The organism is Gordonia jacobaea (assembly GCF_001186365.1).
GTDB classification, from domain to species: Bacteria; Actinomycetota; Actinomycetes; order Mycobacteriales; family Mycobacteriaceae; genus Gordonia; species Gordonia jacobaea.
In genome coordinates this window covers 1-26,572 of the sequence record NZ_LDTZ01000026.1, presented here as the reverse complement: position 1 = coordinate 26,572, position 26,572 = coordinate 1, and the positions used below count along the sequence as shown (strand labels likewise).

The following is a 26,572-nucleotide window of genomic DNA, read 5'->3' as shown; positions in this document are numbered from 1 at the left end:
AGTGACCAGATGACGTCGGCGGGCTCGGAGCTGCATTCGGCAGCATCGCTGCTCGCGGAAGCCGGAATCGACTCGGCGCGCAGCGATGCCGAGTGGTTGATGGCGCATGTCCTCGACGTCGATCGGGGTTCGTTGGCTTTCGTCGACGGACCGGACGCGGGTGAGCGCAGGCGCTTTCGCGAGCTCGTCGCGCAGCGTGCACGTCGAATTCCGTTGCAGCACATCATTGGTCGGGCCGCTTTCGGCCCCATCGATCTGGCCGTCGGGCCGGGGGTCTTCGTGCCGCGGCCCGAGACGGAGCTCATCCTCGAATGGGCCGTCGAGAATCTGCGGGGCATTTCGCATCCGCTCGTCGCCGATCTGTGTAGCGGCAGTGGGGCACTGGCCATCGCGATCGCCGTGTCGGTGCCGTCGGCCCGTGTGGTGGCGGTCGAGAAATCGCCGTCGGCACTGTTGTGGTTGCGCCGGAATGTCGAGAACCTCGGTGTCGGCGATCGCGTGGCAGTTCTCGGCGCCGATGTCACCGATTACGCACAACTGTCCGATCACATCCCGGACGGCTCGCTCGACCTCATTGTGGCGAACCCGCCGTATGTGCCGACCGACACCGACGTCTCGCCCGAAGTCGAGGCGGATCCGGCCGAGGCGGTGTTCGCCGGCCACGACGGGATGAGCGTGATCACGCCGCTCGCCGACGTCGCCGCGCGACTACTGGCACCCTCCGGGCGCATCGGCGTCGAGCATGACGATTCGACGTCGTCGCAGGTAATCGGGGCCTTCGAGGCGACGGGACGGTTCGACGACGTCGTGGCGCGCCGCGACCTCGCAGGTCGACCGCGGGTCGTGACCGCGCGCCGTCGACCTTGATCCGGGGCAGACGTGTCGCGTGAAAGGATGGATGGGTGAGCACCGTTTTCGATTGCACTGACGAGGACACCCGTTCTGCGGGCATCCAGGCGGCCGTGGGGGCCGCCAAGGCCGGGCGCCTGATCGTCACGCCCACGGACACGGTCTACGGCATCGGGTGCAACGCGTTCGACGCCGAGGCCGTCACCGACCTCCTGGCTGCAAAGCACCGGGGTCGCGACATGCCCGTACCCGTCCTGGTCGGTTCCTGGCATTCCATCGACGGTCTGGTCTTGTCGGTGTCGGCATCGGCGCGCAGCCTCGTCGAGGCGTTCTGGCCGGGCAGTGTGAGTCTCGTCGTCGAGCAGGCTCCGTCGCTCGCGTGGGATCTCGGCGACACGTCGGGCACCGTGATGTTGCGGATGCCGCTGCACCCGGTGGCCATCGAGGTGCTGCGTGAGGTCGGACCGATGGCGGTCTCGAGCGCCAACGTCTCCGGCAGGCCTCCCGCGATCACATGCGACGAGGCCCGCGAACAACTGGGCGACTCGGTGTCGGTCTACCTCGACGGTGGTAGAGCACCCAAGGGGGAGCCGTCGACAATTGTCGACGTCACGGGTCCGAGTCCGCGTGTTCTGCGCGAGGGCGCTGTGACGACGGCCGAGGTGGCAGAGGTGCTCGACGTCGATCCGGCCAGCCTGGTCAACTGATGCTCGAGCCCGTCACCGGTACCAGCATGGTCGTCGCCGACATGCTGTCGGCCGATTCGAGCTCGGGCGGTGCCGGTGTCCCGCTGCGCGAATTGCTGTTGGTCGGCCTGACCGCGGCTGCCATCACGTACCTGCTGACATCGCTGGTTCGGGTGATCGCGATCCGAGTGGGTGCTGTGGCCGTACCCCGTGTGCGAGACGTACACACCATTCCCACACCGAGGCTCGGCGGCGTCGGCATGTTCGCGGGAGTCGTCGCCGCGATCGTGTTGGCTGCCAACCTCCCCGCGCTCAACCGCGGATTCGCCTATACCAACGACATGGGTGCGGTGGTGACGGCCGGAGCGGTCATCGTCATCGTCGGGATCATCGACGACCGGTGGGGCCTCGACGCGTTGACGAAGTTCGTTGGACAACTCACGGCGGCGGGAGTCATGGTGGTGATGGGCGTGAGCTGGCTGCAGGTGCCGGTTCCGTTCGGAAACATCGGGACCATCGTTCTCGACCCTTTCCAGTCGGGGTTGCTGACAGTCGTGATCACCGTCGCCACCATCAACGCCGTCAACTTCATCGACGGACTCGACGGTCTCGCCGCGGGGCTCGGACTCATCTCGGCGTCGGCCATCTGCATGTTCTCGCTCGGCCTGCTCCGAGACCAGGGTGGCGACGTCAGCTATTACCCACCCGCACTGATCTCGGTCGCACTCGCGGGTGCTTGCCTCGGGTTCCTTCCGCACAACTTCTCGCCCGCGAGGATCTTCATGGGCGACTCGGGTGCGATGCTCATCGGCTTGATGCTGGCAGCGGCGTCGACGAGCGCGTCGGGTCGTATAGCGGTGAACGCGTACGGTCCGGCCGACGTGTTCACGCTGCTCTCACCCCTGATCCTGGTTGCGGCCGTTGTCTTCATCCCGATGCTCGACATGCTGATGGCGGTGGTACGACGCACCAGGGCAGGCGTCGGGTTCTACACACCGGACAAGCTGCACCTGCATCATCGGCTGCTCGAACTGGGGCATTCACAGCGACGCGTCGCGCTGATCATCTATCTCTGGGTGGGAATCCTGGCGTTCTCGGTGGCTGCGAGCACGATCTTCCCGATGTCGGTGGTCGTGCCGGCATTCGCGGCCGGTCTCGTGGTCGCGATGCTTGCGACGATGGCGCCCCGGCTTCAGCGGCGCATCGCGGAGCTGCGGACCGCGCGAGCGCTGCGCTGACAGACACCCTCGCTGAGGCAAGTGCTGTGCTCGAAAGGCCAGGTAGGGGCCGATTCGGCGGGGTGGGTGACGGTTGACCCACCGGTTAGGTAACCGGACAGTAAAATCGTGTACTATCTGCTGTAGTACTTGAGGGGGACGCATATGATGCGCCGCTGGCGCGACGTGCCCCACCTCGGTAAGTCAACACAAACTGCGAAGACACCCCCCGGTGACCGCGGCACACCGTGTTGATAAGGTCACTGCAAATGCAGAGCGTACGCTCGGCGGCACCTGCCGCGAGGACGCACGCTCATCGCCTGATGCCTTTGGCATGAGGTGTTCACGTGAGGAGAGGCAATGGCGACGTCCGCCCCTGACTCGGCTCCCGTGTATTACCCGCCCGCGCCGACCGGCCTCCGACGACCGGCGATCATCGCCGCCGTACTGACGGTCATCGTCGCGATCATCGCGGTGTTCCTCGGGAGCTGGTTGTTCCCGCTGTTCTTCGCAATCGGTGTGGTCGCCGTCTTCATCAACACCAAGATGGTCATCATGTCCGTCGAACGTGTTGCGGCAGAAGAGAATCCTCGCAAGAAACTGCTCGCCGTCAACTCTGCCGCACGCCTCGGAGCCATCACTGTGCTCGCGCTGGCGGCGGCGTTCCTGTTCCGGCCCGAAGGGCTGGGCGTGATGTTCGGACTCGCTCTGGGCCAGGTTGTCCTGGTGCTGAACACGGTGATTCCGGTAATGAAAGGACTTCGTAAGCAGCTATGATCGCATCGACTTACGGCGCCGAGAGCCTGGTGCTGGCCGAAGCCCAAATCGAGGTCGGCCACCACAAGCAGGTGGAGTGGCTGGGCCTGACGTGGAACATCGACACGATTGTGGCCACTTCGATCGCGGGCTTGATCGTGATCGCATTGGCATTCTTCGTCCGGTCGAGGATGACTTCCAAGCGCCCCAATTCGGTGCAGCTGTTCTTCGAAGCAGTGACCACGCAGATGCGCAGCCAGATCGAGAACTCGATGGGCATGAAGGTCGGTGGATTCGTTCTGCCGCTCGCGGTAACGCTGTTCACGTTCATCCTCATCGCCAACTGGCTGGCGGTGCTGCCGCTGCAGTACGGCGATGCCGAGGGCAAGAGCGCTGAGGTCTTCGCGCCTGCGGCCAGCGACGTCAACTTCTGCTACGCACTCGCTGCGTTCGTGTTCATCTGGTACACCGCAGCGGGCATCAAGCGCCGCGGGCCTGTCGGGCACTTCACCCGCCTGGTCAAGGGCCACGTCGCATTCCTCGCGCCGATCAACATCATCGAGGAGATCGCCAAGCCGGTCTCGCTCTCCCTCCGTCTTTTCGGCAACCTGTTCGCAGGCAGCATCATGGTCGCGCTGATCTCGCTGTTCCCGGCGTACATCATGTGGGCGCCGAACGCGATCTGGAAGTCCTTCGACCTCTTCGTCGGCCTCATCCAGGCATTCATCTTCTCCCTGCTGACCGTGCTGTACTTCAGCCAGGCCATGGAGATGGACGAAGACCACTAGCAAGTCCGACCCCGACCGGCACCGCGCCGGTCGGACCTTAGACCTGGCAATCCGATTGCCAGTATCACCCGAAAGGAAAGTTCTCAATGGATCCGAATCTGATTGGTCTGGGCGCGTTGATCGGTGGCGGCCTCATCATGGGTGGCGGCGCAATCGGTGCCGGTGTCGGTGACGGTATCGCCGGTTCCGCGTTGATCTCCGGCATCGCACGTCAGCCGGAGGCTCAGGGCCGTCTGTTCACTCCGTTCTTCATCACCGTTGGTCTGGTCGAGGCTGCGTACTTCATCAACCTCGCGTTCATGGCGCTGTTCGTGTTCGCCACCCCGATCTCCGGCCAGTCCTGATCTTCCCGGTCTTAGTCGGGTTCCTCGAACAACAAGGGACATCTGAACCATGAATCTCGCCGCAGAGAACTTCTTGATCCCCAACGGCACGTTCTTCGCGTGTCTGCTGATCTTCGTCATCGTGCTGGTCGTGATCCGCGCGTGGGTCGTGCCACCAATCGTGAAGGTGCTCGACGAACGGCAGGCGCGCGTCGCGAAGACCGCTGAGGACAACAACGCCGCTGCGGCGAGCTACGAGGACGCCGATCGGGAGTACCAGGCTCGAATGAAGGACGCCCGCGCCGACGCAACCGGTATCCGGGACGAAGCGCGGGCCAAGGGTAACGAGGAGCTGTCGGATGCGAAGCGGCGTGCGACGGATGAAGCCGACGCCGCTCTCGCGAAGATTTCCGCCGATCTCAAGGTGGAGGCCGACAGCGCCGTGACAGAGGCCAAGCGCGACGTCGATTCGTTGTCGCGAACGCTTGCCGACCGAGTTCTCGGCAAGCAGAGTGCCGGCGTGCAAAGTGCAGGGGCGTCGACCGCCTCGGCAGAGACTGAGACGGTGAAGTAGCAGTGGATATTTTTATCGGACAGCTCATCGGCTTTCTGATCGTCATCTTCCTGTTGTGGAAGTTCGTCGTCCCGTTCTTGCGCAAGGTCGTGAAGAACGCGCAGGACGTCGTCGATCAGCAGGTGGCCGAGAGTGACGCGGCCAAGGCCCGCCTCGAGGACGCCAAGGTCGCGCACGAGCGCTCGATCGAGCAGGCAAAGGTCGAGGCAAAGCAACTGCACGAAGGTGCGGTCGAAGATGCCGAGGGCATCGCGGATGACCTGCACAAGCAGGCAGACGCCGAGGTCAAGCGCATCTCCGAGCACGGCAAGGCGCAGGGCGAACTGACCAGAACGTCCATGGTTCGCCAGTTGCGCAGCGAGCTCGGACTCACCGCGGTCGACGGCGCGGGCAAGATCGTTCGCGATCACCTCGCCGACCCGGCCAATCAGTCGGAGACGGTCGATCGTGTCATCGACGAGCTCTCGGCCATGTCGCGCGGCGGACAGCCGTCGACCGGTGTGCCGAGTTCGAGCGAACTGATCGGTCTGCATTCGATGCATGCCGCGAGCCGAGAGGCCGCGCGTGCGGTCGCTCGCGAGTTCGCCACCAACACTGAGGGCAAGTCGCCTCAGGACCTGCTTGCGGCAAGCGAGGATCTGACTCAGATCATCGACTTCCTCCAGCAGAATCCGGTGTTGCGCAAGAAGTTCACCGAGGACGAGGATTTCCCGGCACTCAAGAAGAACCTGGTGCACACCCTCTTCGACGGCAAGGCATCGCCGATCGCGGTCGAGATCGTCGCATCAGCCGTCGCACAGCACTGGTCAGCGCCCAACGACATTCTCGTCGCGCTGCGCAGGCAGAACGCGCTTGTCGTGCTGACCGCCGCCGAGCGTGACGGTCAGATCGAACAGGTCGAGGACGAACTGTTCCGGGTGAGCCGCCTGCTCGACGCGAATCCGACCCTGGCGTCGTTGCTGACCGACTTCACCAAGCCGGCCGACAGGCGTAACGGCCTGCTCACCGGGCTGGTGGGGGATCAGATCGGCGACTACACCTCGCATCTACTCACCCAGACGATCAGCCTGCTCCACGGACAGCCCGCGGAGTCTGCCGTCGACCAACTCGCTGCGCTTGCAGCAGCGCTGCGCGGCGAAACCGTTGCCCACGTGGTGTCGGCGGCCGAATTGAGCGATGCTCAGAAGGAACGTCTCGGTGGAGTGCTCGCCGAGATCTACCACCGTTCGATCTCGGTGCAGACCGAGGTCGACCCGTCGATCATCGGCGGATTGCGTATCGGTGTCGGCGACGAGGTCATCGAGGCCGACATCGCGACACGCCTGGCGAAAGCCGCCGAGACACTGCCGAGGTAAGCGCCTCGCCGTACTGGCCACCACCACGACGGCGACCGTGCCTCACCACCACGACTCACTCACACCGACCGACATCAAGAAAGACGAGAACCCATGGCGGAGTTGACGATCTCAGCAGACGAGATTAAGGGAGCGATCGAGCAGTACGTCTCGTCGTTCGAAGCCGAAGCCTCGCGCGACGAGGTCGGCACGATCACCGACACGGCTGACGGTATCGCCCACGTCAGCGGTCTTCCGGGCGCGATGGCCAACGAGCTGTTGCAGTTCCCGGGCGGCGTCCAGGGTGTTGCACTGAACCTCGACGAGGACGAGATCGGCGCCGTCATCCTCGGTGACTACGAGGATCTCGAAGAGGGCGCTCAGGTCAGCCGTACCGGCGAGGTGCTCTCGGTGCCCGTCGGCGACAAGTTCCTCGGACGCGTCGTCGACCCGCTCGGCGCGCCGATCGACGGTCTCGGCGACATCGAGGCCGAGGACAACCGCGTCCTCGAGCTGCAGGCAGCCACCGTGCTCGAGCGTCAGCCCGTCGAGGAGTCGCTGGCCACCGGCATCAAGGCCATCGACGCCATGACGGCGATCGGTCGCGGACAGCGTCAGCTGATCATCGGTGACCGCAAGACCGGTAAGACCGCGGTCTGCGTCGACGCGATCCTGAACCAGAAGGACAACTGGGCAACCGGTGACCCCAGCAAGCAGGTTCGCTGCATCTACGTCGCGATCGGCCAGAAGGGCTCGACGATCGCCGGCGTGAAGACGGCTCTCGAAGAGGCCGGCGCGATGGAGTACACCACCATCGTCGCGGCTCCCGCGTCCGACTCGGCCGGCTTCAAGTGGCTCGCCCCCTACACCGGCTCGGCCCTCGGCCAGCACTGGATGTACCAGGGCAAGCACGTTCTGGTGGTCTTCGACGATCTGACCAAGCAGGCCGAGGCGTACCGCGCGATCTCGCTGCTGCTGCGTCGCCCGCCGGGCCGCGAGGCATACCCCGGCGACGTCTTCTACTTGCACTCCCGCCTGCTCGAGCGTGCTGCCAAGCTCTCCGACGAACTCGGTGGCGGTTCGATGACGGCACTGCCGATCATCGAGACCAAGGCCAACGACGTCTCGGCGTTCATCCCGACCAACGTCATCTCGATCACCGACGGACAGGTCTTCCTCGAGTCCGACCTGTTCAACAAGGGTGTTCGTCCGGCCATCAACGTCGGTACCTCGGTGTCGCGCGTCGGTGGTGCAGCACAGACCAAGGGCCTCAAGAAGGTCTCCGGCTCGCTGCGTCTCGAGCTCGCACAGTTCCGTGAGCTCGAAGCGTTCGCCGCCTTCGCCTCCGACCTGGACGCGGCGTCGAAGGCTCAGCTCGAGCGCGGCGCCCGCTGGGTCGAGATGCTCAAGCAGGACCAGTACAGCCCCTACTCGGTCGAGGACGAGATCGTCTCGATCTACCTCTGCGGTGAGGGCCACTACGACTCCGTGCCGGTCAACGACATCCGCAACTTCGAGACGCAGCTGCTCAGCCACCTGCACCACAACGCGACCGGTGTCTACGACTCCATCGCCGGTGGCAAGGTTCTCGCCGACGATGAGGCCGAGGCGCTCGTCGCCGAGACCAACAAGTTCAAGAACAGCTACCTCACCCACGACGGCAAGCGCGTCGTCAACGAGGCCGAGGCAGCCGCAATGGACGCCGACGACGTCGAGCAAGAACAGATCAAGATCCGGAAGTGACCTTGTGACTGTCTGTGCCCGCATCGGGCGTATCCGTGCGAAGGAAGAAGGGGTGAGGGCTCATGGCCAGCATTCGTGAGCTGCGCTCACGCATCCGGTCGGTCCAGTCGACGAAGAAGATCACCAAGGCACAGGAGCTGATCGCGACCTCGCGTATCACCAAGGCTCAGGCCAGGGTTGCGGCAGCCAAGCCGTACTCGGAAGAGATGACCAAGGTGCTCTCGGAGCTGGCCAGCAGCGCGGGGTCGCTTGACCATCCGCTGCTCAAGGAGCGCGAGGATCCCAAGCGTGCGGCGATCCTGGTGATCACCAGCGACCGCGGCATGGCGGGTGGATACAACTCCAACGTGCTCCGGTCGTCGCGCGAGCTCATCTCGCTCATCCGCGACGAGGGCAAAGAACCGGTGGTCTTCGTCATGGGCACCAAGGGCGTGAACTACTTCACGTTCCGTGGCATGGACGTCGCGGCATCGTGGACCGGGTTCTCGCAGTCCCCGGAATACGCAGATGCGGCGCAGGCGAGCAACTTCCTGGTCGACCTGTTCGTGGCCGGGTCGGGCGAGAACATCGACCTCCCCGACGGCGAGGGAACCATCGAGGGCGTCGACGAGCTGCACATCGTCTACACCCGGTTCGTCTCCATGCTGACCCAGACCCCCGAGGTTCGCCGGATGGCGCCGCTGGTGGTCACCGAGAACGACAACCCGGATCACGGCGAGGTCGAGGTCGACGACGAGTCGCGCAACTACAGCTTCGAGCCCAGTGCGGAGACGCTTCTCGAGGCACTGCTGCCGAAGTACGTCGCCACGCGCGTCTACGCGGCGCTGTTGGACTCTGCGGCATCTGAGTCGGCCGCTCGTCGCACCGCCATGAAGGCGGCAACCGACAACGCCGAGGAATTGTCCAAGTCGTTGTCGCGTGAAGCCAACCAGCTTCGCCAGGCTCAGATCACCCAGGAAATCAGCGAGATCGTCGGCGGATCGAGCGCGCTGGCCTAATGACGCCGATCCCGCCCCAAACTTCGATCAAAAGGAAGTGACCCAAGCATCATGACCGCAACTGTAGAGACACCCTCGTCGCAGTCGGCGGGGACCACTGAGGGCCGCGTGGTCCGCATCATCGGCCCCGTCGTCGACGTCGAATTCCCCCGCGGCTCGATCCCAGACCTGTTCAACGCCCTGCACACCGACGTGACGCTCGAGGCCGTTGCCAAGACGCTGACCCTCGAGGTCGCTCAGCACCTCGGCGACAACCTCGTCCGCACCATCTCGATGCAGCCCACCGACGGCCTCGTCCGTGGCGCGGTCGTGACCGACTCGGGCTACCCGATCCGCGTTCCGGTCGGCGACCAGGTCAAGGGCCACGTGTTCAACGCACTCGGCGACTGCCTCGACAGCCCCGGCCTCGGCCGCGATGGCGAGCAGTGGGGCATCCACCGCAAGCCCCCGGCCTTCGACGAGCTCGAGGGTAAGACCGAGATCCTCGAGACCGGCATCAAGGTCATCGACCTGCTGACCCCGTACGTCAAGGGCGGAAAGATCGGCCTGTTCGGCGGCGCCGGCGTCGGCAAGACCGTTCTGATCCAGGAGATGATCACCCGTATCGCGCGTGAGTTCTCCGGAACCTCCGTGTTCGCGGGCGTCGGTGAGCGCACCCGTGAGGGCACCGACCTCATCATGGAAATGGAAGAGATGGGCGTCCTGCAGGACACCGCCCTTGTCTTCGGCCAGATGGACGAGCCGCCGGGCACGCGTATGCGCGTCGCTCTCTCGGCCCTGACCATGGCCGAGTACTTCCGTGACGTGAAGCACCAGGACGTGCTGCTGTTCATCGACAACATCTTCCGATTCACCCAGGCGGGTTCGGAGGTGTCGACGCTGCTCGGCCGTATGCCTTCCGCCGTGGGTTACCAGCCGACGCTTGCCGACGAGATGGGTGAGCTCCAGGAGCGCATCACCTCGACGAAGGGCCGTTCGATCACGTCGCTGCAGGCGATCTACGTGCCTGCCGACGACTACACCGACCCGGCACCTGCGACGACTTTCGCGCACCTCGACGCGACGACCGAGCTCTCGCGCCCGATCTCGCAGCTCGGTATCTACCCGGCTGTGGATCCGCTGACCTCGACCTCGCGCATCCTCGAGGCGTCGATCGTCGGTGACGAGCACTTCCGCGTCGCCAACGAGGTCAAGAGCATCCTGCAGAAGTACAAGGAGCTCCAGGACATCATCGCGATCCTCGGTATGGACGAGCTGTCCGAAGAGGACAAGGTGACCGTCCAGCGTGCCCGTCGTATCCAGAAGTTCCTTGGTCAGAACTTCCTCGTCGCCGAGAAGTTCACCGGCCAGCCCGGATCGGTCGTGCCGCTCGCCGACACCATCGAGGCATTCGACCGCATCTGCAAGGGTGAGTTCGACGCTTACCCGGAGCAGGCGTTCAACAGCTGCGGTGGCCTCGACGACGTGGAGGCAGCCGCCGCCAAGCTCGCCGGAAAGTAGCGGTACGCCATGGCTGAGAAGTCCTTCCACGTCGAGGTCGTGTCCGCCGACGCCGAGCTGTACTCGGGCGAGGCCACGTTCGTCATCGCGCAGACCACGGTCGGCGAGATGGGTGTGCTGGCCAACCACGAACCGCTGCTCGGACAGCTCGTGCCCGGCGGGTTCGTGGTGATCGTCGAGGAAAGCGGTACCCGCAAGGCGGCCGCCGTCGAAGGCGGTTTCATCTCGGTGACCGGTGAGTCGGTGACGATTCTCGCCGAGGCCGCGGAGTGGGCAGATGGCGTTGACATCAACGCCGAGAAGTCCGCTCTCGAGTCCGCAGAGCCCGATACGCCGGAGTACAACCGCGCTCATGCACGGTTGCGCGCCGCAGAACAGATCGCCTGATCGAGAACAGGTCGACGCCCGCGGCGAAGTCCTGAACCGGACGAAACCCACAGCGTCACAACTGAATACGAGTCGTCACGATGACTCGGTAGTCGTCAGCCAGCCACCCGCGTATCGCGGGTGGCTGGCTGCTTCATACGGTCTACTGGCATGCTGGGGGTACGTCATCGCCGAATCAGCCCGTCGACAGCCCGCCGACATCTCGGTGATGCAACCCGCGCGAGGGAGGTTTGCCGCGTGACCGTTGTGGTCGTCCTGCTGATTCTGCTTGTGGTGGCGCTGGTTGTCTGCGGCCTGCTGGCATATCGACTACAACAGCTACGCAGCGCGGGGACCCCCGCGCTACTGCGCGACCTGCCTGCCGAGGTCGACGAGGGCTGGCGTCACGGCACCGTCCACTACGGCGATGAATCGCTGCGGTACTTCCGGCTCAGCTCGCTGCGGCCAGGTCCGTCACGGCGCTTCCCCCGCCACAGCATCGAGATCGTCGGTCGTCGATGCGCGGCAGGCAGCGAGGGCGTCATTCTCGACGGGATGACCATCCTGCACGTCCGCGAGTACCACGACGACGACGAGCCCAGCGAGTACGAGCTCGCCCTGACACCCGACGGCGTCACGGCCTTCCAGGCGTGGCTGGAGGCGGGCGCTCCGCAGCGGTCACAGCGGCGTCGAAGCGCCTGAAATCCCAACGTCCCGGAAGTCCGTCGCTCCGGAGCTGTTCACGCCCGAGGCCGGTACTCAGGGGCGGTGACGATCCCCTCCGGGAACCCAGGTCACGTCGCCATCTCCGCCCGGCCCCCGATTGGCTACTCGGGACAGAATGAACAGCAGATCCGACAGCCGATTCAGGTACCGGGCAGGCAGGACAGACGTGTGGTCGGGGTCGGCGTCGACCGCGGCCCACGCCGAACGTTCTGCTCGGCGAGTGACCGCGCGTGCTTGGTGCAGAAGTGCGGCGAACGGTGTGCCACCGGGCAGGACGAAGGAGTTCAGCGCGGGGAGATCGGCACCGAAGGCGTCGCACCATGACTCGAGGGCGTCGATGTAGCTCTGTTCGATGCGTAGCGGCGGATACTTGGGGTCGTCGACGACCGGCGTCGAGAGGTCCGCTCCGGCGTCGAAGAGGTCGTTCTGGACCGTCGTGAGCACGGTTGTGATCGCTTCTGGGATCTCGCCACCGAGCGCGAGGGCCGTGCCGATGAAGGTGTTGGCCTCGTCGCAGTCGGCATAGGCGACAACGCGCGCATCTGTCTTGGCTACGCGTGAGAAGTCGCTGAGCCCTGTGGTGCCGTCGTCGCCGGTGCGGGTGTAGATACGAGTCAGATGCACGGCCATGGACCCAAATGTAACCGCAGGTCCAGTGCTGTGCGTTGAGCACTGCCGCGAGGCGGATAAGGTATCTGACGTGAGTGATCGGTTTCTGGTGTCCGGGGGAGCACGCCTGCACGGCGAGGTGTCGGTCGGTGGGGCCAAGAACAGCGTCCTCAAACTGATGGCTGCGTCGTTGCTCGCCGAGGGCACGACCACGTTGACAAATTCGCCCGAGATCGCCGACGTTCCGCTGATGGCCGACGTCCTGCGCGGTCTGGGTGCTGTCGTCGAGATCAACGGTGAGACGGTCACGATCGAAGCGCCCGCGGAACCCAAGTACCACGCCGATTTCGACGCCGTGAAGCAGTTCCGCGCGTCGGTGTGCGTGCTGGGACCGCTGATGGCGCGGTGCCGACGCGCTGTGGTCGCGCTCCCCGGTGGCGACGCGATCGGTTCCCGACCCCTCGACATGCACCAGGCGGGGCTGCGGGCGCTCGGCGCTCACAGTTCGATCGAGCACGGCTGTGTGGTCGCCGAGGCTGACGCGCTCGTCGGCGCCCCGATCGCACTCGAGTTTCCCTCCGTCGGCGCCACCGAGAACATCCTGATGGCCGCGGTTCTCGCCGAGGGCGAGACGGTCATCGACAACGCTGCCCGTGAGCCCGAGATCGTCGACCTGTGCGTGATGCTTCAACAGATGGGCGCGCGGATCGAGGGCGCGGGTACGTCGACGTTGACGGTCACCGGCGTCGAGCGGCTGCATCCGACCACCCACCGGGTCGTCGGCGACAGGATCGTCGGCGCGACGTGGGGTATCGCCGCGGTGATGACCCGCGGCGACGTCACGGTCAACGGTGTCAATCCTCATCATCTGCAGTTGGTGTTGAACAAGCTCGTCGACACCGGAGCCCGCGTCGAGACGCATCCGAACGGATTCCGCGTCAGTCATGACCGCAGACCAACCGCCGTCAACGTCTCGACGCTGCCGTTCCCCGGATTCCCGACGGACCTGCAGCCGATGGCGATCGGCTGGGCGTCGATTGCCGAGGGAATGTCGGTGATCACCGAGAACGTCTTCGAGGCGCGATTCCGCTTCGTCGAGGAGATGGTTCGCCTCGGAGCCGACGCACGTACCGACGGCCATCATGCGGTCATCCGTGGCATCGAGAAGCTCTCCAGCGCACCCGTGTGGTGCTCGGACATTCGCGCGGGCGCGGGTCTCGTACTCGCGGGGCTCGTCGCCGACGGAGTGACCGAGGTGCACGACGTCGAGCACATCGACCGGGGATATCCGCACTTCGTCGAGAATCTTCGGAGCCTCGGCGGCGAGATCGAACGCCGCACCGGGTAAGCGCATGGCCGACATCGAGCACGCTCGCGGCGTCGACATCGCCGAATGGTCCACCCGGTTCGACCTGCTGTCGGACCCGCACCGCCTGGAGATCCTGCTGGTGCTGCACCGGCATCCGGGCATCATCGTCGGCGATATCGCCGCAGAGGTCGGACGCACCGAGACAGCGGTCTCGCAGGCGCTACGTGTGCTGCGTCATCAGGGATGGGTCACGTCGACGCGGGTCGGACGATCGGTGAGCTACCGACTCGACGACGAGACGGTTCACGATCTTCTGCACTGGATCGGTGCAGGACACAACCCGCCCTCCTAGGCAACGAACTGGCCGGCCACCTCAGAGCATCGTGTGGTCAGTGTCACACCTGACCCTTTGGATAGTCTGCCCGCTTCAACATCTGAATAAGTGGACAGATGTCGGCGCTGGACCTAACGTCTGTCGCATCGTGTTCGTGCGGACTGCGCATCCCGGGGTCTGACGGCACGCACGTGCTCACCCGTTGAAGGGACACCGCTCAATGTCCACCACCGTCGTCGCCATGCATATGAGCGACGGAATCATCAACGCGCAGACGTCGATCCTGTTCGGTGTCGTTGCCGCAGTGGGACTCGCATTCTGTGCGTGGCGCGCTCGGACCGATCTGGACGAGAAGGCCGTACCGATGGCCGGCCTCGTTGCCGCGTTCATCTTCGCCGTCCAGATGATCAACTTCCCGATACTGCCCGGCGTCAGCGGACACCTGCTCGGTGGTGCACTCGCCGCCATCCTGGTCGGGCCGTACACCGGTGCGCTGTGCATCGCGATCGTCCTCGTCGTGCAGTGTCTGCTGTTCGCCGACGGCGGCGTCACCGCCCTCGGTGCCAACATCACCAACATGGCTCTGATCTCGACATTCGTCGGGTACGGCGTCGCGGTCGGGTTGTCGCGACTCCTGCGCTCCCGACGCCGCGGGGTGTCGCGGCTCGGCGCGATCTCGTTCATTGCGGCGTTGTGTGGAACCGTCTCCGCTGCAACGGGTTTCGTCATCGAGTACGCGATCGGCGGTGCCGCGACGACATCCCTGACGACGGTCGCTGGCTATATGTGGGGCACACACATCCTGATCGGGATCGGTGAGGGGCTGATCACCGCGGTGACGGTCGTCGCCGTTGCCAAAGCGCGTCCCGACCTCGTCTACCTGCTGCGGCGCGAACGCGTTGCCTCCGAGCGAATCGAGGTGGCGGCATGAGTATCGCCGCGTCCGAGTCACGTCCGCCACGAGTGCGGCGTCGACACTTCCTCATCGGGTTCGCCGTGGTCGCGCTACTGATCGCGGGACTGCTGTCCTACTTCGCGAGTAGTTCGCCAGACGGTCTCGATTCGGCCACTCTGCAGGGTTGTCAGACCGTCACGGTCAACGGTGTCGAGGAGCTGAAGGGCACCTGCATCGCACAGCACGCCACCGATCACGCGATGTCGTCGTCGCCCCTCGCCGAGTACGCCGTGAAGGGTGCCCAGTACACGAACGGCATCGCTGGGATCATCGGCGTACTCGTCACTCTCGCGGTGGCGGTCGGCGCGTTCTGGTTGATCGCCCGCGCACGTCGAACGAGCGGTGCCGCAGTTCAGGCAGACGACTGACGATGGGCGCCGGGCACGCACATCCGCTCTACCGCGACGTCACCTCGCGTGTGCACCGCGCGCCGACCGAGGTCAAACTCGTCTGTCTCGTGGTGTTCGTCTTCGCCGTGGTCGCCACGCCGCGCGAGATGCTCTGGCCCTACCTGGGTTTCGCGGTCATCGTGCTCGTCGTGTGGCAGCTCGCCCGCGTTCCGCTTCGGTGGATCGTTCCGCGGATGCTGATCGAGGTTCCGTTCGTCGTCCTCGCCGTGTTGTTGCCGTTCGCCGAAGGTGGGCGTCGCGTCGACGTCGTCGGCGTATCCCTTTCCGTGGCAGGGCTTTACGCTGCATGGGGAATCGTCGTCAAGGGCACACTGGGTGTCGCGGCGTCGTTGACCTTCGCGGCAACCACCCCGGCCCGCGAGTTGCCCGTCGCACTGAGCAGGCTCGGGGTTCCCCGGACCATCACGCCGATCTTCGTGATGATGCTGCGGTATGTCGATCTGCTGTCCGCGGAGGTCAAGCGCATGCAGATCGCGCGCACCGCCCGCGGTGATTCTCCGCGCGCACTGCATCAGGCGAAAGCTGTTGCCGTGAGCGTCGGATCGGTGTTCCTGCGCTCCTACGAACGTGGCGAACGGGTGCACCTCGCGATGATGTCGCGGGGGTTCACCGGAACGATCCCCGACATGCCCGGCGTGGCCACGTCGCCACGTGCGACGTCTGCACAGTGGACGCTGGTGTTGCTTCCCGCGGCCGCTGCCGTCGCCGTTGCGGCCGCAGCGTGGAGCCTGGCATGAACGCGATAGAGATCCGAGAACTCCGATTCGCTTATCCCGACGGCCATGTCGCGCTCGACGGCATCGACCTGTCGGTCGCCGAGGGTGAGCGGGTGGCAGTGCTCGGTCCCAATGGGGCGGGCAAGACGACCTTGATGCTCGCGCTCAACGGTGTGCTTCTGCCGACCTCGGGGTCGGTGTCGATCTACGGCTCACCGGTGGGGAAGTCGACGCTGCGCGAGGTACGACGACGCGTCGGACTGGTGTTCCAGGATCCCGACGACCAGTTGTTCATGCCGACGCTCGCCGAGGACGTCGCCTTCGGTCCCGCGAACTTCGGTGTCGACGGCCCCGAACTCGCGCAGCGGGTTGCGGAGGCGCTCGAGGCGGTGTCGATGACGCAGCACGCGGGTGCCAGTCCACACCATCTGTCCGGGGGACAGCGCAGACGAGGTGCCCTCGCGACTGTATTGGCTTGTCGCCCAGACATACTCGTGCTCGACGAGCCATCGGCAAACCTCGACCCGGTAGCGCGGCGCGAACTCGCCGACACCCTGCTCACCCTCGACACGACGATGCTCGTCGTCACCCACGACCTGCCCTACGCGGCCCAGTTGTGCGACCGAGCGGTGATCGTCGATGACGGGCGCGTCGTCGCCGACGATTCCGTCGACGCGATACTTGCCGACACCGCACTGCTCGCCGCACATCGGCTCGAGCTGCCGTGGGGTTTCGACGCCGAGACCCTGCGGCGTGCGAGGGTGTGCCGACGCTGAAACCGCAGCGGTGGGTACCTGTCCGGAAGGTCAGGTGCTCACCCGACCGCGGGTCAGTACTGGCGGCAGTATCGGACGGTTCGGTCGCAAAGCACTTCTGAGGCCGGGTGTGACGCGCGTAACGTCTCGATCGCTCACCCACTCCCGACGCCGCGTGTGTCGGCAGCACGAGAAGGTCAGGTCAGAAATGCAGGTAGACGAACTACTCAAGCCGTTCCCCATCAAGGAGTTTCACCCGTTCCCGCGCGCCATGATGGGTCCCGGTGCGCACGAGATGATCGGGCCGGAGGCTCTCAAGCTGGGCTTCAAGAAGACGCTCATCATGACGACCGGCCTGCGTGGCAGCGACACGGTCCACAAGATCGTCGAGTCGTGCAAGTACCACGGACTCGAGGTTGTGCTCTACGACAAGGTCGAGTCCAACCCCAAGGACTACAACGTCATGGACGCGGTCTCGCTCTACAACTCCGAGCAGTGCGACTCGTTCATCTCGATCGGCGGCGGCTCCGCGCACGACGCCTGCAAGGGTGCACGCATCTCGGTCGCGCACGACGGCCGCAGCGTCAATGAGTTCGAGGGATTCAACAAGAGCGAGAATCCCAAGAATCCGCCGCACATCGCCGTATCCACCACTGCCGGAACCGGTTCGGAGACGTCGTGGGCGTACGTCATCACCGACACGACGACCGACCCCGACAAGCCGCACAAGTACGTCGCGTTCGACGACGCCGCCGTCACGACGCTGGCGATCGACGATCCGGTGCTGTACTACGACTGCCCGGTGGCCTACACCGCGCAGTGCGGCTTCGACGTGCTCGCGCACGCATCCGAGCCCTACGTCTCGCGGCTGAATTTCCCGCCGTCGATGGGTAACGCGCTTTACGCGGTGAAGATGACCGCGGAGAACCTGCGCGAGGCCACCTGGAACCCGACGGACCTCAAGGGTCGCGAGGGCATGATGTACGCGCAATACATTGCGGCGCAGGCCTTCAACTCCGGCGGTCTCGGCATCATCCACTCGATCAGCCACGCGGTCTCGGCGTTCTTCGACACCCACCACGGCCTGAACAACGCCATCGCGTTGCCGCGCGTGTGGGCGTTCAACATGCCCACCATGTACGAGCGTTTCGCAGACATGGCGCAGGCCATGGGCGTCGACACGCACGGCATGACCAAGGTGCAGGCAGCAGACGCCGCGCTCGGCGCTGCGATTCGACTGCTCCGCGACGTGGGCATCGTCGAGCGTTTCGCCGACGTCAAGCAGGATTCGTACCCGAAGAACCGTCTCGGCCAGGGCCCGACGAAGTTCTACGAGGGTCGTCCCGACATCACCACCGATGCCGCGACGATCGACGCACTGACCAACCACGTCCTCGGCGACGCGTGCACGCCCGGCAACCCCAAGGAGTGCACGTTCGAGACGGTCCGGCCGGTCGTCGAGCACTGCGTCAACGGCGACCTCGACGAGCTACTGCCGTAGGTCGGGAAGAACTCCGCACGGCTCGACCGTGCGGGCACGGCCCCGGATGGCGGATTCCGCTGCCCCAAAGCGGAATCCGCCATCCGGCTCCACTCCCTACGCAAGCCCGTCACCGCACCACCTCCCTTCCGAGCACAGGAGACGCCGATGTCCGTGCACTTCGCCGCAACCGACGACAGCACATCCGCCGCGGGGGCCGACCCCGCTGACCATTCACACTTCGCCGACGTCGACGACGTGGTGACCCGATTCGCCGACGCCGGCTACCTCGCCGACCAACGCCTGGCGACGACGGTCTTTCTGCAGAGCAGACTCGGCAAGCCCGTGCTGCTCGAAGGGCCCGCGGGAGTGGGCAAGACACAGCTCGCCAAGACTCTCGCGGACGTCACGGGGCGAGAACTGTTGCGGCTGCAGTGTTACGAGGGTCAAGACGAGACCACGGCGCTCTACGAGTGGGACTACGGCAAGCAGCTCCTCTACACGCAGGTGTTGCGCGAGAAGATCAGTCAGGTGGTCGCCGACGCCGCGTCGTTGTCGGAGGCAGTCGATCGGATCGGTGCCGAGGAGAGCGTCTTCTTCTCCGAGCGATTCCTCGCACCTCGCCCGCTGCTGGAAGCGGTGCGATCCGAAAAGCCCGTCGTGCTGCTGATCGACGAGGTCGACCGCGCCGACGAGGCGCTCGAAGCGGTGCTCCTCGAACTCCTCGCCGAGTACCAGGTGTCGGTTCCCGAGATCGGTACCTTCGTGGCCACTCACCAGCCGATGATTGTGTTGACCTCCAACAACACTCGCGATCTGTCCGCAGCACTCAAACGACGCTGCCTGCACCTGTCGCTCGATTACCCCGACGCCGCACGCGAACTCGACATCATCAAGTCCAAGGACACGGGACTCGCCGACGTCCTCGCGGCCAAACTCGTCGAGATCGTCCGCGGTCTACGAGATCTCGATCTGCGCAAGGCGCCGAGCATCTCCGAGACGATCGACTGGGCGCGCACCCTTGCCGTGCTCGGCGCCGACGAACTCAGTGCGGACCTGCTGTCGGCCACGGCCAATGTCGTGGTGAAGTACGACAGAGACCTGACCCGCGCGCTCGATGCGTTGCCGCGACTCGTCGACCCGAACGCCCAGGTGCCCGATCACCTTCACTCCCACGGACATTCGCACGGCCACTCTCACGGGCCGGGGCATTCGCACAGTCACGACGATCATGATCACGACCACGATCATGACCACGCGTCCGCCGACCGGTCCGGAAAGGCACGCCGCGCGGCGAAGGACGAGCCCGGCCGCCACGGCGACGAGTACTACGGGTCGCCCGGGGCGAAGAGCGACGCCGGAACGCGCACCGTCAGCGCGTCGCAGGGCAGCAGGTCGTTCAACGCTCGCGGTGCGCGCAAGCGGCCGGTCTAGCGGGGGAGTGCGCTGATGGAAGGTGCCGTACACCGCTTCATCCGTCTGCTCCGCCTGCACGGCGTGCGGATCGGGGTGTCGGAGGCGATGGACGCGATGGCCGCCGTTGCCACGGCGGAGATCCTCGCCGATCGCGAGCTGCTCCGCTCTGCGCTGCAGGCCTGTCTGATCAAGGATCGTCGGGATGAGGACACGTTCGCGCGGGTCTTCGACAGGTTCTTCGCACTGCGTCCCGTTGTGGAAGACGATGGGGGACAAGGTCATTCGCACACCCACGACGATCTCTCCGACGAGGGTGACCTCGAGGAGTACACGCTGTCGGACGAGGTCAGCAAGACTCCTGCCCAGGGACACAGTCACGGACCGCCGTCGAACATCAGGCAGTACTTCGATCCCGAAGATCTCGCCGAGCAGTACAACCTCCACCAGGAGGCCAACAAACTCGACATGGCGTCGTTGACCGACGAGATCGTCCTTTCGGCCGATTCGGTTCCGAACTCGGAGCAGGCGGCGCGTGTTCAGCTCACCGTGTCCCGCCTGCACAATCCAGGTCGGCCCGGAGAGTTGGTGAGCGGCAACGCAACACAACTCGACGCCGAGCTGTCGGTTGCCCAGGAGATGGCGCTGCTCGACTGGCTCGACGACACGGAGGCGGAAGGAGCGCAGCCCGACCCCGAGGAACTCGCAGCACTGCGCAGCGCGCTCGCGGGCCTGCTCGACGGCCTGCCCGAGAAACTTCGCGATCACCTCGAGCAACTGATGGCCACCGACCACGAGCTCGAAGATCGCGAGATCAAGGCGAGTGTTCGTGACGCGATCGGCGAGCAGGAGCGCGCAAGCCTCGAGGAGTCCGTGCGACGACTCATCCGCAGCCTGCACGGCGCGCCACGATCGCGACGGAAGGTGGCCGCGAGGGGCACGGTCGACGCCGCGCGCACGATGCGCGCAAACCTCCGATTCGACGGCGTTCCGTTCCGGCCGATTACCGTCGCCAAGGTCGAGGACAGGCCGAGCCTGTTGATCCTCGCCGACGTCTCGCTGTCGGTGCGTACGACGACGAGGTTCACCCTGCAACTCGTCCATGGTTTGCAGAGCATGGTCGCGCACGTCCGGTCGTTCGCCTTCGTGTCCGACCTCGTCGAGATCACCGACCTCTTCGCCGAGCACCCTGCCGAGGAGGCGCTGTCGCTCGTCGTGTCGGGCCTGCCGGCGGGCGGCGTGCTCGACGTCGACGCCGATTCGGACTACGGCAACGCGCTGCAGACGTTCCTCGACGAGTACGGCGGCGCCATCACCAGGCGGACGACGGTCATCGTGCTCGGCGACGGTCGCAACAACGGGAAGGATCCGAACCTCGGTGCGTTCGAGGAGATCAGCCGACGTGCACGCGAAACCATCTGGCTGACACCCGAGCCCGCCTACTCGTGGGGCCTCGGTTCGTGCGATCTCCCCGCATACGCCACGTACTGCGATCGCGTGAACGTCGTGCACGATCTTGCCGAATTGGAGCAGGTCTCGGTTGCGGCTTCGGGCGCGTGAGTGGTGGCATCGCGCGTAGGATTCGGGCCGGAAGACAACGCTGCGATGGGTAGGTGACAGGCGTGGGGACTGACGTCGTCGACACCCGCGCGCCCAGCACCGTTCGGGATACGCGGGCTGCGCGCGGCGGAGGCGTGCACATCGCCAAGTTCCACACACCGGAGATCATCATCGGGCCGGGGTCGCTCGCCGAGGTGCCGCGCGCGGCCGCGGGTCTCGGTATGCGTCGCCTGCTGATCGTCTCGGATCGCGGACTGGTGGCGACTCCGTGGTATCCCCAACTGGCACAAGCACTTCACTCCGATCGACTGTCTGTGTCGTCGTTCACCGACATATCGGTCAATCCGCGGGCTCCCGAGATCGTTGCGGGCTTCGCGCGGTACGAGGAGAGCGGTGCCGATGGCATCGTCGCCCTCGGCGGTGGCTCGGTGATCGACGCGGCGAAGGGGATCGCGATTCTGGCCGCCAACGGTGGACACATCCTGGAGTACGAGGGGATCGATCGCGCCCGACGGCCACTGCCCCCGTTGATCGCGGCACCGACCACGGCCGGAAGTGGTTCGGACGTCTCGCAGTTCTGCATCGTCAACGACGTCGATCGCATGACCAAGGTGACCATTATCGGTCGCGGTTTGGTGCCGGACGTCTCCGTAGTCGACCCGCGTACGTTTGTCTCGCTTCCCGCCGACGTGGCCGCGCAGTCGGGCATGGACGCGATCACCCACTGCCTCGAGGCGTACGCATCGCTCGCGCACAATCGGCTCAGCGATCGTGCGGCGCTGAGCTCGATCGGCACCGCGTGGCGCAGCATCGAGAGGTTTGTCGACGATCCGTCGGATCCCGACAGCGGAACCGACATGGCCTACGCCGCGCTCGAGGCGGGCATGGCCTTCACCAACGCGATCCTCGGGGCCACCCACGCCATGAGCCATCCCGTCGGCGGACTGTGCGACGCCGCGCACGGTGCGATCAACGCTGTCCTCCTGCCGCATGTCATCCGGTTCAACGCGGAGATCGACCCGACGCCCTATGTCGAACTCGCCGACGCAGTGGGTGTCCGGGGCGGCTCGCCCCATGCTGTCGCCGAGCGACTCGCCGACGAGGTCGCGTCGTTGTCGCGCCGCGTCGGATTGCCAGCCGACCTCAGATCGCTCGGCGTGCGCGACGAGCACGTCGCGGTGCTGACCGCGAACGCGCTGCTCGATGCCTGCATGACGACCAACCCGCGAAAACCGACCGCAGACGACGTCGCCCGCATCTATCGCGAGGCGCTGTGACCGGGGGCGCCCAGCCCGAGGGATACGGGCCTGGGATCGACGTACCGGGGGTGAGCGGATCTGGGGTGAACGGGTCCGGGCAGTACGGGCCCGAGTTGGACTCGCTGGTCGGGCTGCATTCGGTCAAGGGCTCGCACTATGCGCAGTATCGGGGCGTCGAGCAGCGGCTCACGCGCGTGGTGGGCGCGCTCGACAGGATCTCGCGCGCGCTCGTGCAAACCGCCGAGGGCCCCGAGAACCTGGTCCTCTCGGTGGTGCGTGCCGTGCGTGAACACCTCGATGCCGACTGGGTGGTCTTTGCCCTCAGCGACGGCGAACTCGAGCGCACAGGGCCCCGACATCTGATGATGAGCGGCGACGGAACCATCTACGCCTTCGAGGGCGTGCAGGCCGCGCGCACACCGAGTCACCTTCCCGACGAGGTGCTCAACCGGCTCAACGACGTCCTCCGCAATCAGATGGGCGAGCTGAGCCGACCAGTGGTCGCCGAGCATCACCTTCACGTGCCGGTGCACCTCGACGGCCGCGTCGTCGGCGGACTCTCGGCATGGACCCCGGATCATCACGTCGTCGACTCCGCCGATCTCGTCGTGATGCGCATTCTTGCCAGACAGGCGATGGTCGCCCTCCTGAACGCGTCGCTGCTCGAGGAGAGCCGACATCAGCTCGCGCGTGCCGAGGATGCCTACGCCAAGGCACGCGAGCAGGCGACCGACCTTGCCGTCAGAAACGCGGAACTTCAACGGACACAACGAGAATTGTCCGCCGTGATGCGCCAGCGACTCGTCACAGAGGAACGCGAACGCATCGCCCGCGAACTCCACGACTCCGTCACTCAGTCGGTGCTGTCGGCCGGCGTCCAGATCGAGGTGTGTCGGATGGAGTCCGACGCCGCGACGGCCGCGCGCCTCGAAGTCGCGGGGAAGCTGACCCGTGACGCCGTCGAACAATTGCGATCGGTTATTTACGCACTCAATCAGTCGCCGTCGGTCGAGGGGCTGAGTCTCGGCGAGGTGCTCGACGAACTGTGTTCGATGCACATGCCCGCCGATCTCGACACCGACGTCCGCATCGTCGGACGCCCGCGTGACGTCCCCGACGACGTGCAACACGCGGTACTGCGGATTGCGGGCGAGGCGCTGTTCAACACCGCGGTGCATGCCGGGGCACAGACTGCGCGCGTGGTCCTCACCTACGCCGACGACCACGTCGGCCTGGCCGTCGACGATGACGGCGGGGGCGATCCCGGGCATCTTCGGCGGGTGATGCGTGCGGCGATGCTCGGCGACCTCGCAGGCAGGCACCGGGGACTGGCCAACATGGCCGCGCGCGCGGATCAGTTGGGTGGCGAGGTCCGGGTACGTCGTTCGCGACTCGGTGGGATACGCATTGCGGCCACATTGCCCGACGTCGGATCGGCGTCGACGAGTTACTCGAGGAGCGAGTCAGGGCCTCGACACGAGGAGGTTGTGCGGTGAATTCCACAGAGGTCAGTGCCGGCTCGATACGGACCATGCTGGTCGACGATCATGCGCTACTACGGGCGGGCATACGATCACTGCTCGAACGCGAGGACACGATATCCGTTGTCGGAGAAGCTGGTTCGTTCGATCACGCGCTCGCAGAAGTTGCTCGGTGCCGCCCGGACGTGGTCGTCGTCGACCTCAAGCTGACAGCAGGCACCGAGTACGAGGGGCTGCGACTCATCACCGAGATCGCGCAGCGGCACAGCGATGTGGCCAGTCTGGTGCTCACCACGTTCCTCGACGATGATCTCGTCGTGCGCGCGGTGAAAGCCGGAGCACGCGGATACGTGGTCAAGGACGTCGACACGACAGAACTCGTGCGGGCGATCCAAGCGGTGTCGGGTGGCGGCAGCGCATTTGATCCGCGAAGCGCGGCAATCGTGCTGCGGACGGTGTCGGGCGGTGGCGAGAGTCCCGAGGCACTGACCGAGCGTGAGCGTGAGGTACTCCGACTGCTGGCCGACGGACTGAGCAACAAGCGGATCGGCGAGACCCTGTTCATCTCGGAGTCGACGGTGAAGTTCCACATTCGCAACATCATTCGCAAACTCGGGGTCACCAAACGCACCGACGCGGTCTACATCGCCAGCAAACGAGGCCTCATCTGAATCGCGGCGCTCGTGAGTTGAGTTCGCTTGTGAATGGCCGCTCGTGAATTGGTGTCGTCGGCGCTAGTCGGCCCGAGGTGTCAGGATCAACCAGCCGCCGTGGTCGTCGAGTATCTCCGCGCCCGCATGGTCGACGTGTTGCGCCCAGTCGATCAGGTCGCGCTCACGCAGACAGCTCAGGTGCCCGAAGTGTGGACTCGGCTCCTCCTCGTAGGGGACGGCGACGATCACGCGCCTCCGAGCGACCCGCAGAGCTTCTGCAAGCGCACGATCTCTTTCGTCACGTGACAAATGTTCGAGTAGGTGAATGAGGGTGACGGTGTCGACCGAGTCGTCGGCGCAGGGGAGATCGGTCGCGTTCGCGACGATCGCGTCGACAGAAGTCCGACGTCGCGCAGCTGCCGCCCGCAGAAGGTTGATCGCGCCGGCCGAGATGTCGCACGCGCTGACACTGAGCCCAGTTTCGGCGCATTGCAGCGCGAAAAGCCCGAAGCAACAGCCGACCTCCAACACCTCGGTGCCCTGCACCAGGGTGCGAGCTCGACGATGAACGGGACTGAACGAGGCGATACCCGTGACGAGATCTCGCAGCGAGTTGTCATAGAACGACGACCACGCGAGGTCCGCGGAGGAGGCGGACGAGCGAATCAGTCCGACCGCGGCCTCCTCGAACTCCCACTGACCCGCGAGCGCTCCGTCTTCGACGAGACAGACCAGGGCCGAGACCATGACATCGTCGGAGATCAGGTCGCTGGTGAACGGATGGCGGATGTCGACCGTCGTGGTTCCGTCCTGCGTAGTGGTCCGACGCCACGACAGCGAGCCGCATCGTCGGAAGCCCTCGGCAGTGAGTTCCCCGGTAGCCGGATCGGCCCGACGCACCGTAATGGTGCTGGTCGTCGGGGTGCCCGCGCTCCTGGTGGCTGCGCTCCTGATCTCTGGGGCGATGGTCATACCTCGAACGGTAGGAGCCGACCCCCGCACGCGTAACTGACCTGTCAGACGAGGTCACTGACCGAAAGTATGGGTTTCCGTCTCGGCCGCTGGGCGCTGAACTCCCTGGTAGGCGCCTCGCGCAAGGTCCACTGGGACGCCAGGAGACAGCCCACCAGCGCAGAATGACGCAGATCACATTCGTCGATTTCGGGGGTTCAGGCGAGATTTCGACGCCAAGCGGCAGGGTCTGACCGCCCGTCACCTGCGGAAACATCCATGGGCGCACATGCTGACCAGGCGATTTGACCCTCGCCGACGCATTGCGTAACTTTCTTCGAGTCAGCGCGCCACGGCGCCGCCCCGGACGGCCTCCTGAGAGGGAGAGCAACGGGGAAGGGAAACCGGGTTCAGCGCAGACCAACCCCCGAGAAATCACACCGGGTGCCTCGGCGCCCGGAGCGAGATCGCGGGAACCAGATGACTCCCAAACGAGAAACAACACGGAGTTGCGGATCGCAGAGATCATCTGGTAGGCTGGAAAAGTTGCTCCGGAGACGGGGTCAACATCCTCCAAACGGAACAAGCTTGCTGGTCAAGCCCTTTTCAGGGGTAGCGCCAGTGGGTGTGTGTTCTTTGAGAACTCGATAGTGTGTGATGAATTGTTTGATGCCATATTTTGGCATCGTGTGTCCAAGTTTTTGGATTATGTGATGATTTATTTTTGTGACGCTCAGGTCTTTGGGTCTGGGTGTTGCTAGTTTTTGTTTGGTCAGGTTTTTGTCTCTCTGGCTGAGATTGTGTTGAAAATTCTGTCGACTGTATGG

28 protein-coding genes are annotated in these 26,572 nt (G+C 65.1%); 25 read left to right on the top strand and 3 right to left on the bottom strand.

Going from position 1 to position 26,572, the window contains the following annotated elements; translation table 11 throughout:
- The first annotated feature begins 9 nt into the window (after positions 1 to 9).
- The 13 genes from prmC (at position 10) to ABW18_RS21135 (ending at position 11,836) form a co-directional block, all read left to right on the top strand.
- The gene (gene prmC, locus ABW18_RS21195) at positions 10 to 867 is read left to right on the top strand and encodes a peptide chain release factor N(5)-glutamine methyltransferase (RefSeq protein WP_049700983.1); all 858 of its coding nucleotides are present in this window, start codon (positions 10 to 12) and stop codon (positions 865 to 867) included.
- 35 nt (positions 868 to 902) lie between these two features.
- A complete protein-coding gene (locus ABW18_RS21190) occupies positions 903 to 1,556 on the top strand; it encodes an L-threonylcarbamoyladenylate synthase (protein WP_049700982.1) in 654 nt (217 codons plus the stop codon).
- Positions 1,556 to 2,773: an MraY family glycosyltransferase gene (locus ABW18_RS21185; RefSeq protein ID WP_049700981.1), complete on the top strand. Its 1,218-nt coding sequence runs from the start codon at positions 1,556 to 1,558 to the stop codon at positions 2,771 to 2,773. Before ABW18_RS21190 ends, ABW18_RS21185 begins: the two co-directional genes overlap by 1 nt.
- A gap of 339 nt (positions 2,774 to 3,112) precedes the next feature.
- Positions 3,113 to 3,529, top strand: coding sequence for an ATP synthase subunit I (locus ABW18_RS21180; protein ID WP_005205734.1), 417 nt, complete (start codon positions 3,113 to 3,115; stop codon positions 3,527 to 3,529).
- Positions 3,526 to 4,296 carry a F0F1 ATP synthase subunit A gene (atpB, locus tag ABW18_RS21175; RefSeq protein WP_049700980.1) on the top strand — a complete coding sequence of 257 codons (771 nt, stop codon included), beginning with the start codon at positions 3,526 to 3,528 and terminating at the stop codon, positions 4,294 to 4,296. The genes ABW18_RS21180 and atpB overlap by 4 nt, the downstream gene beginning before the upstream one ends.
- An 86-nt stretch (positions 4,297 to 4,382) precedes the next feature.
- Positions 4,383 to 4,640, top strand: coding sequence for a F0F1 ATP synthase subunit C (locus tag ABW18_RS21170; protein ID WP_005179417.1), 258 nt, complete (start codon positions 4,383 to 4,385; stop codon positions 4,638 to 4,640).
- 49 nt (positions 4,641 to 4,689) lie between these two features.
- A complete protein-coding gene (locus ABW18_RS21165; RefSeq protein WP_049700979.1) occupies positions 4,690 to 5,193 on the top strand; it encodes a F0F1 ATP synthase subunit B in 504 nt (167 codons plus the stop codon).
- A 2-nt stretch (positions 5,194 to 5,195) separates the two neighbouring features.
- Positions 5,196 to 6,548: a F0F1 ATP synthase subunit B/delta gene (locus ABW18_RS21160; protein WP_049700978.1), complete on the top strand. Its 1,353-nt coding sequence runs from the start codon at positions 5,196 to 5,198 to the stop codon at positions 6,546 to 6,548.
- Positions 6,549 to 6,641: 93 nt separating this feature from the next.
- Entirely contained in the window at positions 6,642 to 8,270 is a 1,629-nt protein-coding gene (atpA, locus tag ABW18_RS21155; protein WP_049700977.1) for a F0F1 ATP synthase subunit alpha, read from the top strand.
- Positions 8,271 to 8,332: 62 nt separating this feature from the next.
- On the top strand, positions 8,333 to 9,268 hold the full coding sequence (locus ABW18_RS21150; RefSeq protein WP_049700976.1) for a F0F1 ATP synthase subunit gamma: 936 nt from the start codon (positions 8,333 to 8,335) through the stop codon (positions 9,266 to 9,268).
- Between the two features lie 51 nt (positions 9,269 to 9,319).
- The gene (gene atpD / locus ABW18_RS21145; protein ID WP_049700975.1) at positions 9,320 to 10,768 is read left to right on the top strand and encodes a F0F1 ATP synthase subunit beta; all 1,449 of its coding nucleotides are present in this window, start codon (positions 9,320 to 9,322) and stop codon (positions 10,766 to 10,768) included.
- A gap of 9 nt (positions 10,769 to 10,777) precedes the next feature.
- A complete protein-coding gene (locus ABW18_RS21140) occupies positions 10,778 to 11,155 on the top strand; it encodes a F0F1 ATP synthase subunit epsilon (RefSeq protein ID WP_049700974.1) in 378 nt (125 codons plus the stop codon).
- Between the two features lie 237 nt (positions 11,156 to 11,392).
- Positions 11,393 to 11,836, top strand: coding sequence for a DUF2550 domain-containing protein (locus ABW18_RS21135; RefSeq protein WP_049700973.1), 444 nt, complete (start codon positions 11,393 to 11,395; stop codon positions 11,834 to 11,836).
- 57 nt (positions 11,837 to 11,893) lie between these two features.
- Here the strand turns inward: ABW18_RS21135 and ABW18_RS21130 are convergent, their stop codons facing one another.
- The gene (locus ABW18_RS21130; RefSeq protein WP_049700972.1) at positions 11,894 to 12,490 is read right to left on the bottom strand and encodes a cob(I)yrinic acid a,c-diamide adenosyltransferase; all 597 of its coding nucleotides are present in this window, start codon (positions 12,488 to 12,490) and stop codon (positions 11,894 to 11,896) included.
- A gap of 70 nt (positions 12,491 to 12,560) precedes the next feature.
- On the opposite strand from ABW18_RS21130, the gene murA reads away from it, so the two are divergent.
- The 12 genes from murA (at position 12,561) to ABW18_RS21070 (ending at position 24,812) form a co-directional block, all read left to right on the top strand.
- A complete protein-coding gene (gene murA / locus ABW18_RS21125; RefSeq protein WP_049700971.1) occupies positions 12,561 to 13,817 on the top strand; it encodes a UDP-N-acetylglucosamine 1-carboxyvinyltransferase in 1,257 nt (418 codons plus the stop codon).
- A 4-nt stretch (positions 13,818 to 13,821) separates the two neighbouring features.
- Positions 13,822 to 14,130, top strand: a complete 309-nt coding sequence (locus ABW18_RS21120) for an ArsR/SmtB family transcription factor (RefSeq protein ID WP_049700970.1) — start codon at positions 13,822 to 13,824, stop codon at positions 14,128 to 14,130.
- Positions 14,131 to 14,332: 202 nt separating this feature from the next.
- A complete protein-coding gene (locus ABW18_RS21115; protein WP_049700969.1) occupies positions 14,333 to 15,043 on the top strand; it encodes an energy-coupling factor ABC transporter permease in 711 nt (236 codons plus the stop codon).
- Complete coding sequence (locus ABW18_RS21110; RefSeq protein ID WP_049700968.1) at positions 15,040 to 15,435, top strand: PDGLE domain-containing protein; 396 nt, start codon at positions 15,040 to 15,042, stop codon at positions 15,433 to 15,435. Before ABW18_RS21115 ends, ABW18_RS21110 begins: the two co-directional genes overlap by 4 nt.
- Before the next feature lie 2 nt (positions 15,436 to 15,437).
- Positions 15,438 to 16,214: a cobalt ECF transporter T component CbiQ gene (gene cbiQ, locus ABW18_RS21105; RefSeq protein ID WP_049700967.1), complete on the top strand. Its 777-nt coding sequence runs from the start codon at positions 15,438 to 15,440 to the stop codon at positions 16,212 to 16,214.
- Positions 16,211 to 16,969: an energy-coupling factor ABC transporter ATP-binding protein gene (locus ABW18_RS21100; protein WP_049700966.1), complete on the top strand. Its 759-nt coding sequence runs from the start codon at positions 16,211 to 16,213 to the stop codon at positions 16,967 to 16,969. The genes cbiQ and ABW18_RS21100 overlap by 4 nt, the downstream gene beginning before the upstream one ends.
- Before the next feature lie 187 nt (positions 16,970 to 17,156).
- Positions 17,157 to 18,449 carry an NDMA-dependent methanol dehydrogenase gene (gene mdo / locus ABW18_RS21095; RefSeq protein ID WP_049700965.1) on the top strand — a complete coding sequence of 431 codons (1,293 nt, stop codon included), beginning with the start codon at positions 17,157 to 17,159 and terminating at the stop codon, positions 18,447 to 18,449.
- Positions 18,450 to 18,596: 147 nt separating this feature from the next.
- The gene (locus ABW18_RS21090; RefSeq protein WP_049700964.1) at positions 18,597 to 19,862 is read left to right on the top strand and encodes an AAA family ATPase; all 1,266 of its coding nucleotides are present in this window, start codon (positions 18,597 to 18,599) and stop codon (positions 19,860 to 19,862) included.
- A gap of 15 nt (positions 19,863 to 19,877) precedes the next feature.
- Positions 19,878 to 21,401, top strand: coding sequence for a VWA domain-containing protein (locus ABW18_RS21085; RefSeq protein ID WP_049700963.1), 1,524 nt, complete (start codon positions 19,878 to 19,880; stop codon positions 21,399 to 21,401).
- Positions 21,402 to 21,463: 62 nt separating this feature from the next.
- Positions 21,464 to 22,678 (top strand): iron-containing alcohol dehydrogenase, encoded by a 1,215-nt coding sequence (locus tag ABW18_RS21080; protein WP_083444491.1) that lies wholly within the window; start codon positions 21,464 to 21,466, stop codon positions 22,676 to 22,678.
- Positions 22,679 to 22,743: 65 nt separating this feature from the next.
- The gene (locus ABW18_RS21075) at positions 22,744 to 24,156 is read left to right on the top strand and encodes a MadS family sensor histidine kinase (RefSeq protein WP_235434482.1); all 1,413 of its coding nucleotides are present in this window, start codon (positions 22,744 to 22,746) and stop codon (positions 24,154 to 24,156) included.
- 35 nt (positions 24,157 to 24,191) lie between these two features.
- Entirely contained in the window at positions 24,192 to 24,812 is a 621-nt protein-coding gene (locus ABW18_RS21070) for a MadR family response regulator transcription factor (RefSeq protein ID WP_200903301.1), read from the top strand.
- Positions 24,813 to 24,875: 63 nt separating this feature from the next.
- Here the strand turns inward: ABW18_RS21070 and mftM are convergent, their stop codons facing one another.
- Both mftM and ABW18_RS23260 read right to left on the bottom strand, forming a co-directional pair.
- On the bottom strand, positions 24,876 to 25,766 hold the full coding sequence (gene mftM, locus ABW18_RS21065) for a mycofactocin oligosaccharide methyltransferase MftM (RefSeq protein WP_049700961.1): 891 nt from the start codon (positions 25,764 to 25,766) through the stop codon (positions 24,876 to 24,878).
- Positions 25,767 to 26,308: 542 nt separating this feature from the next.
- On the bottom strand, positions 26,309 to 26,572 hold a 264-nt coding region (locus tag ABW18_RS23260; RefSeq protein WP_235434481.1), incomplete at its 5' end, for a hypothetical protein.

Coding starts and splice junctions, on each gene's coding strand:
- ABW18_RS21115 (WP_049700969.1), top strand. CDS start 14,333: ATGTCCACCACCGTCGTCGCCATGCATATGAGCGACGGAATCATCAAC.
- ABW18_RS21140 (WP_049700974.1), top strand. CDS start 10,778: ATGGCTGAGAAGTCCTTCCACGTCGAGGTCGTGTCCGCCGACGCCGAG.
- ABW18_RS21170 (WP_005179417.1), top strand. CDS start 4,383: ATGGATCCGAATCTGATTGGTCTGGGCGCGTTGATCGGTGGCGGCCTC.
- ABW18_RS21185 (WP_049700981.1), top strand. CDS start 1,556: ATGCTCGAGCCCGTCACCGGTACCAGCATGGTCGTCGCCGACATGCTG.
- ABW18_RS21165 (WP_049700979.1), top strand. CDS start 4,690: ATGAATCTCGCCGCAGAGAACTTCTTGATCCCCAACGGCACGTTCTTC.
- atpA (WP_049700977.1), top strand. CDS start 6,642: ATGGCGGAGTTGACGATCTCAGCAGACGAGATTAAGGGAGCGATCGAG.
- mftM (WP_049700961.1), bottom strand. CDS start 25,766: ATGACCATCGCCCCAGAGATCAGGAGCGCAGCCACCAGGAGCGCGGGC.
- mdo (WP_049700965.1), top strand. CDS start 17,157: ATGCAGGTAGACGAACTACTCAAGCCGTTCCCCATCAAGGAGTTTCAC.
- ABW18_RS21130 (WP_049700972.1), bottom strand. CDS start 12,490: ATGGCCGTGCATCTGACTCGTATCTACACCCGCACCGGCGACGACGGC.
- ABW18_RS21150 (WP_049700976.1), top strand. CDS start 8,333: ATGGCCAGCATTCGTGAGCTGCGCTCACGCATCCGGTCGGTCCAGTCG.
- ABW18_RS21180 (WP_005205734.1), top strand. CDS start 3,113: ATGGCGACGTCCGCCCCTGACTCGGCTCCCGTGTATTACCCGCCCGCG.
- ABW18_RS21070 (WP_200903301.1), top strand. CDS start 24,192: ATGCTGGTCGACGATCATGCGCTACTACGGGCGGGCATACGATCACTG.
- ABW18_RS21090 (WP_049700964.1), top strand. CDS start 18,597: ATGTCCGTGCACTTCGCCGCAACCGACGACAGCACATCCGCCGCGGGG.
- ABW18_RS21100 (WP_049700966.1), top strand. CDS start 16,211: ATGAACGCGATAGAGATCCGAGAACTCCGATTCGCTTATCCCGACGGC.
- ABW18_RS21120 (WP_049700970.1), top strand. CDS start 13,822: ATGGCCGACATCGAGCACGCTCGCGGCGTCGACATCGCCGAATGGTCC.
- atpD (WP_049700975.1), top strand. CDS start 9,320: ATGACCGCAACTGTAGAGACACCCTCGTCGCAGTCGGCGGGGACCACT.
- atpB (WP_049700980.1), top strand. CDS start 3,526: ATGATCGCATCGACTTACGGCGCCGAGAGCCTGGTGCTGGCCGAAGCC.
- cbiQ (WP_049700967.1), top strand. CDS start 15,438: ATGGGCGCCGGGCACGCACATCCGCTCTACCGCGACGTCACCTCGCGT.
- prmC (WP_049700983.1), top strand. CDS start 10: ATGACGTCGGCGGGCTCGGAGCTGCATTCGGCAGCATCGCTGCTCGCG.
- ABW18_RS21110 (WP_049700968.1), top strand. CDS start 15,040: ATGAGTATCGCCGCGTCCGAGTCACGTCCGCCACGAGTGCGGCGTCGA.
- ABW18_RS21085 (WP_049700963.1), top strand. CDS start 19,878: ATGGAAGGTGCCGTACACCGCTTCATCCGTCTGCTCCGCCTGCACGGC.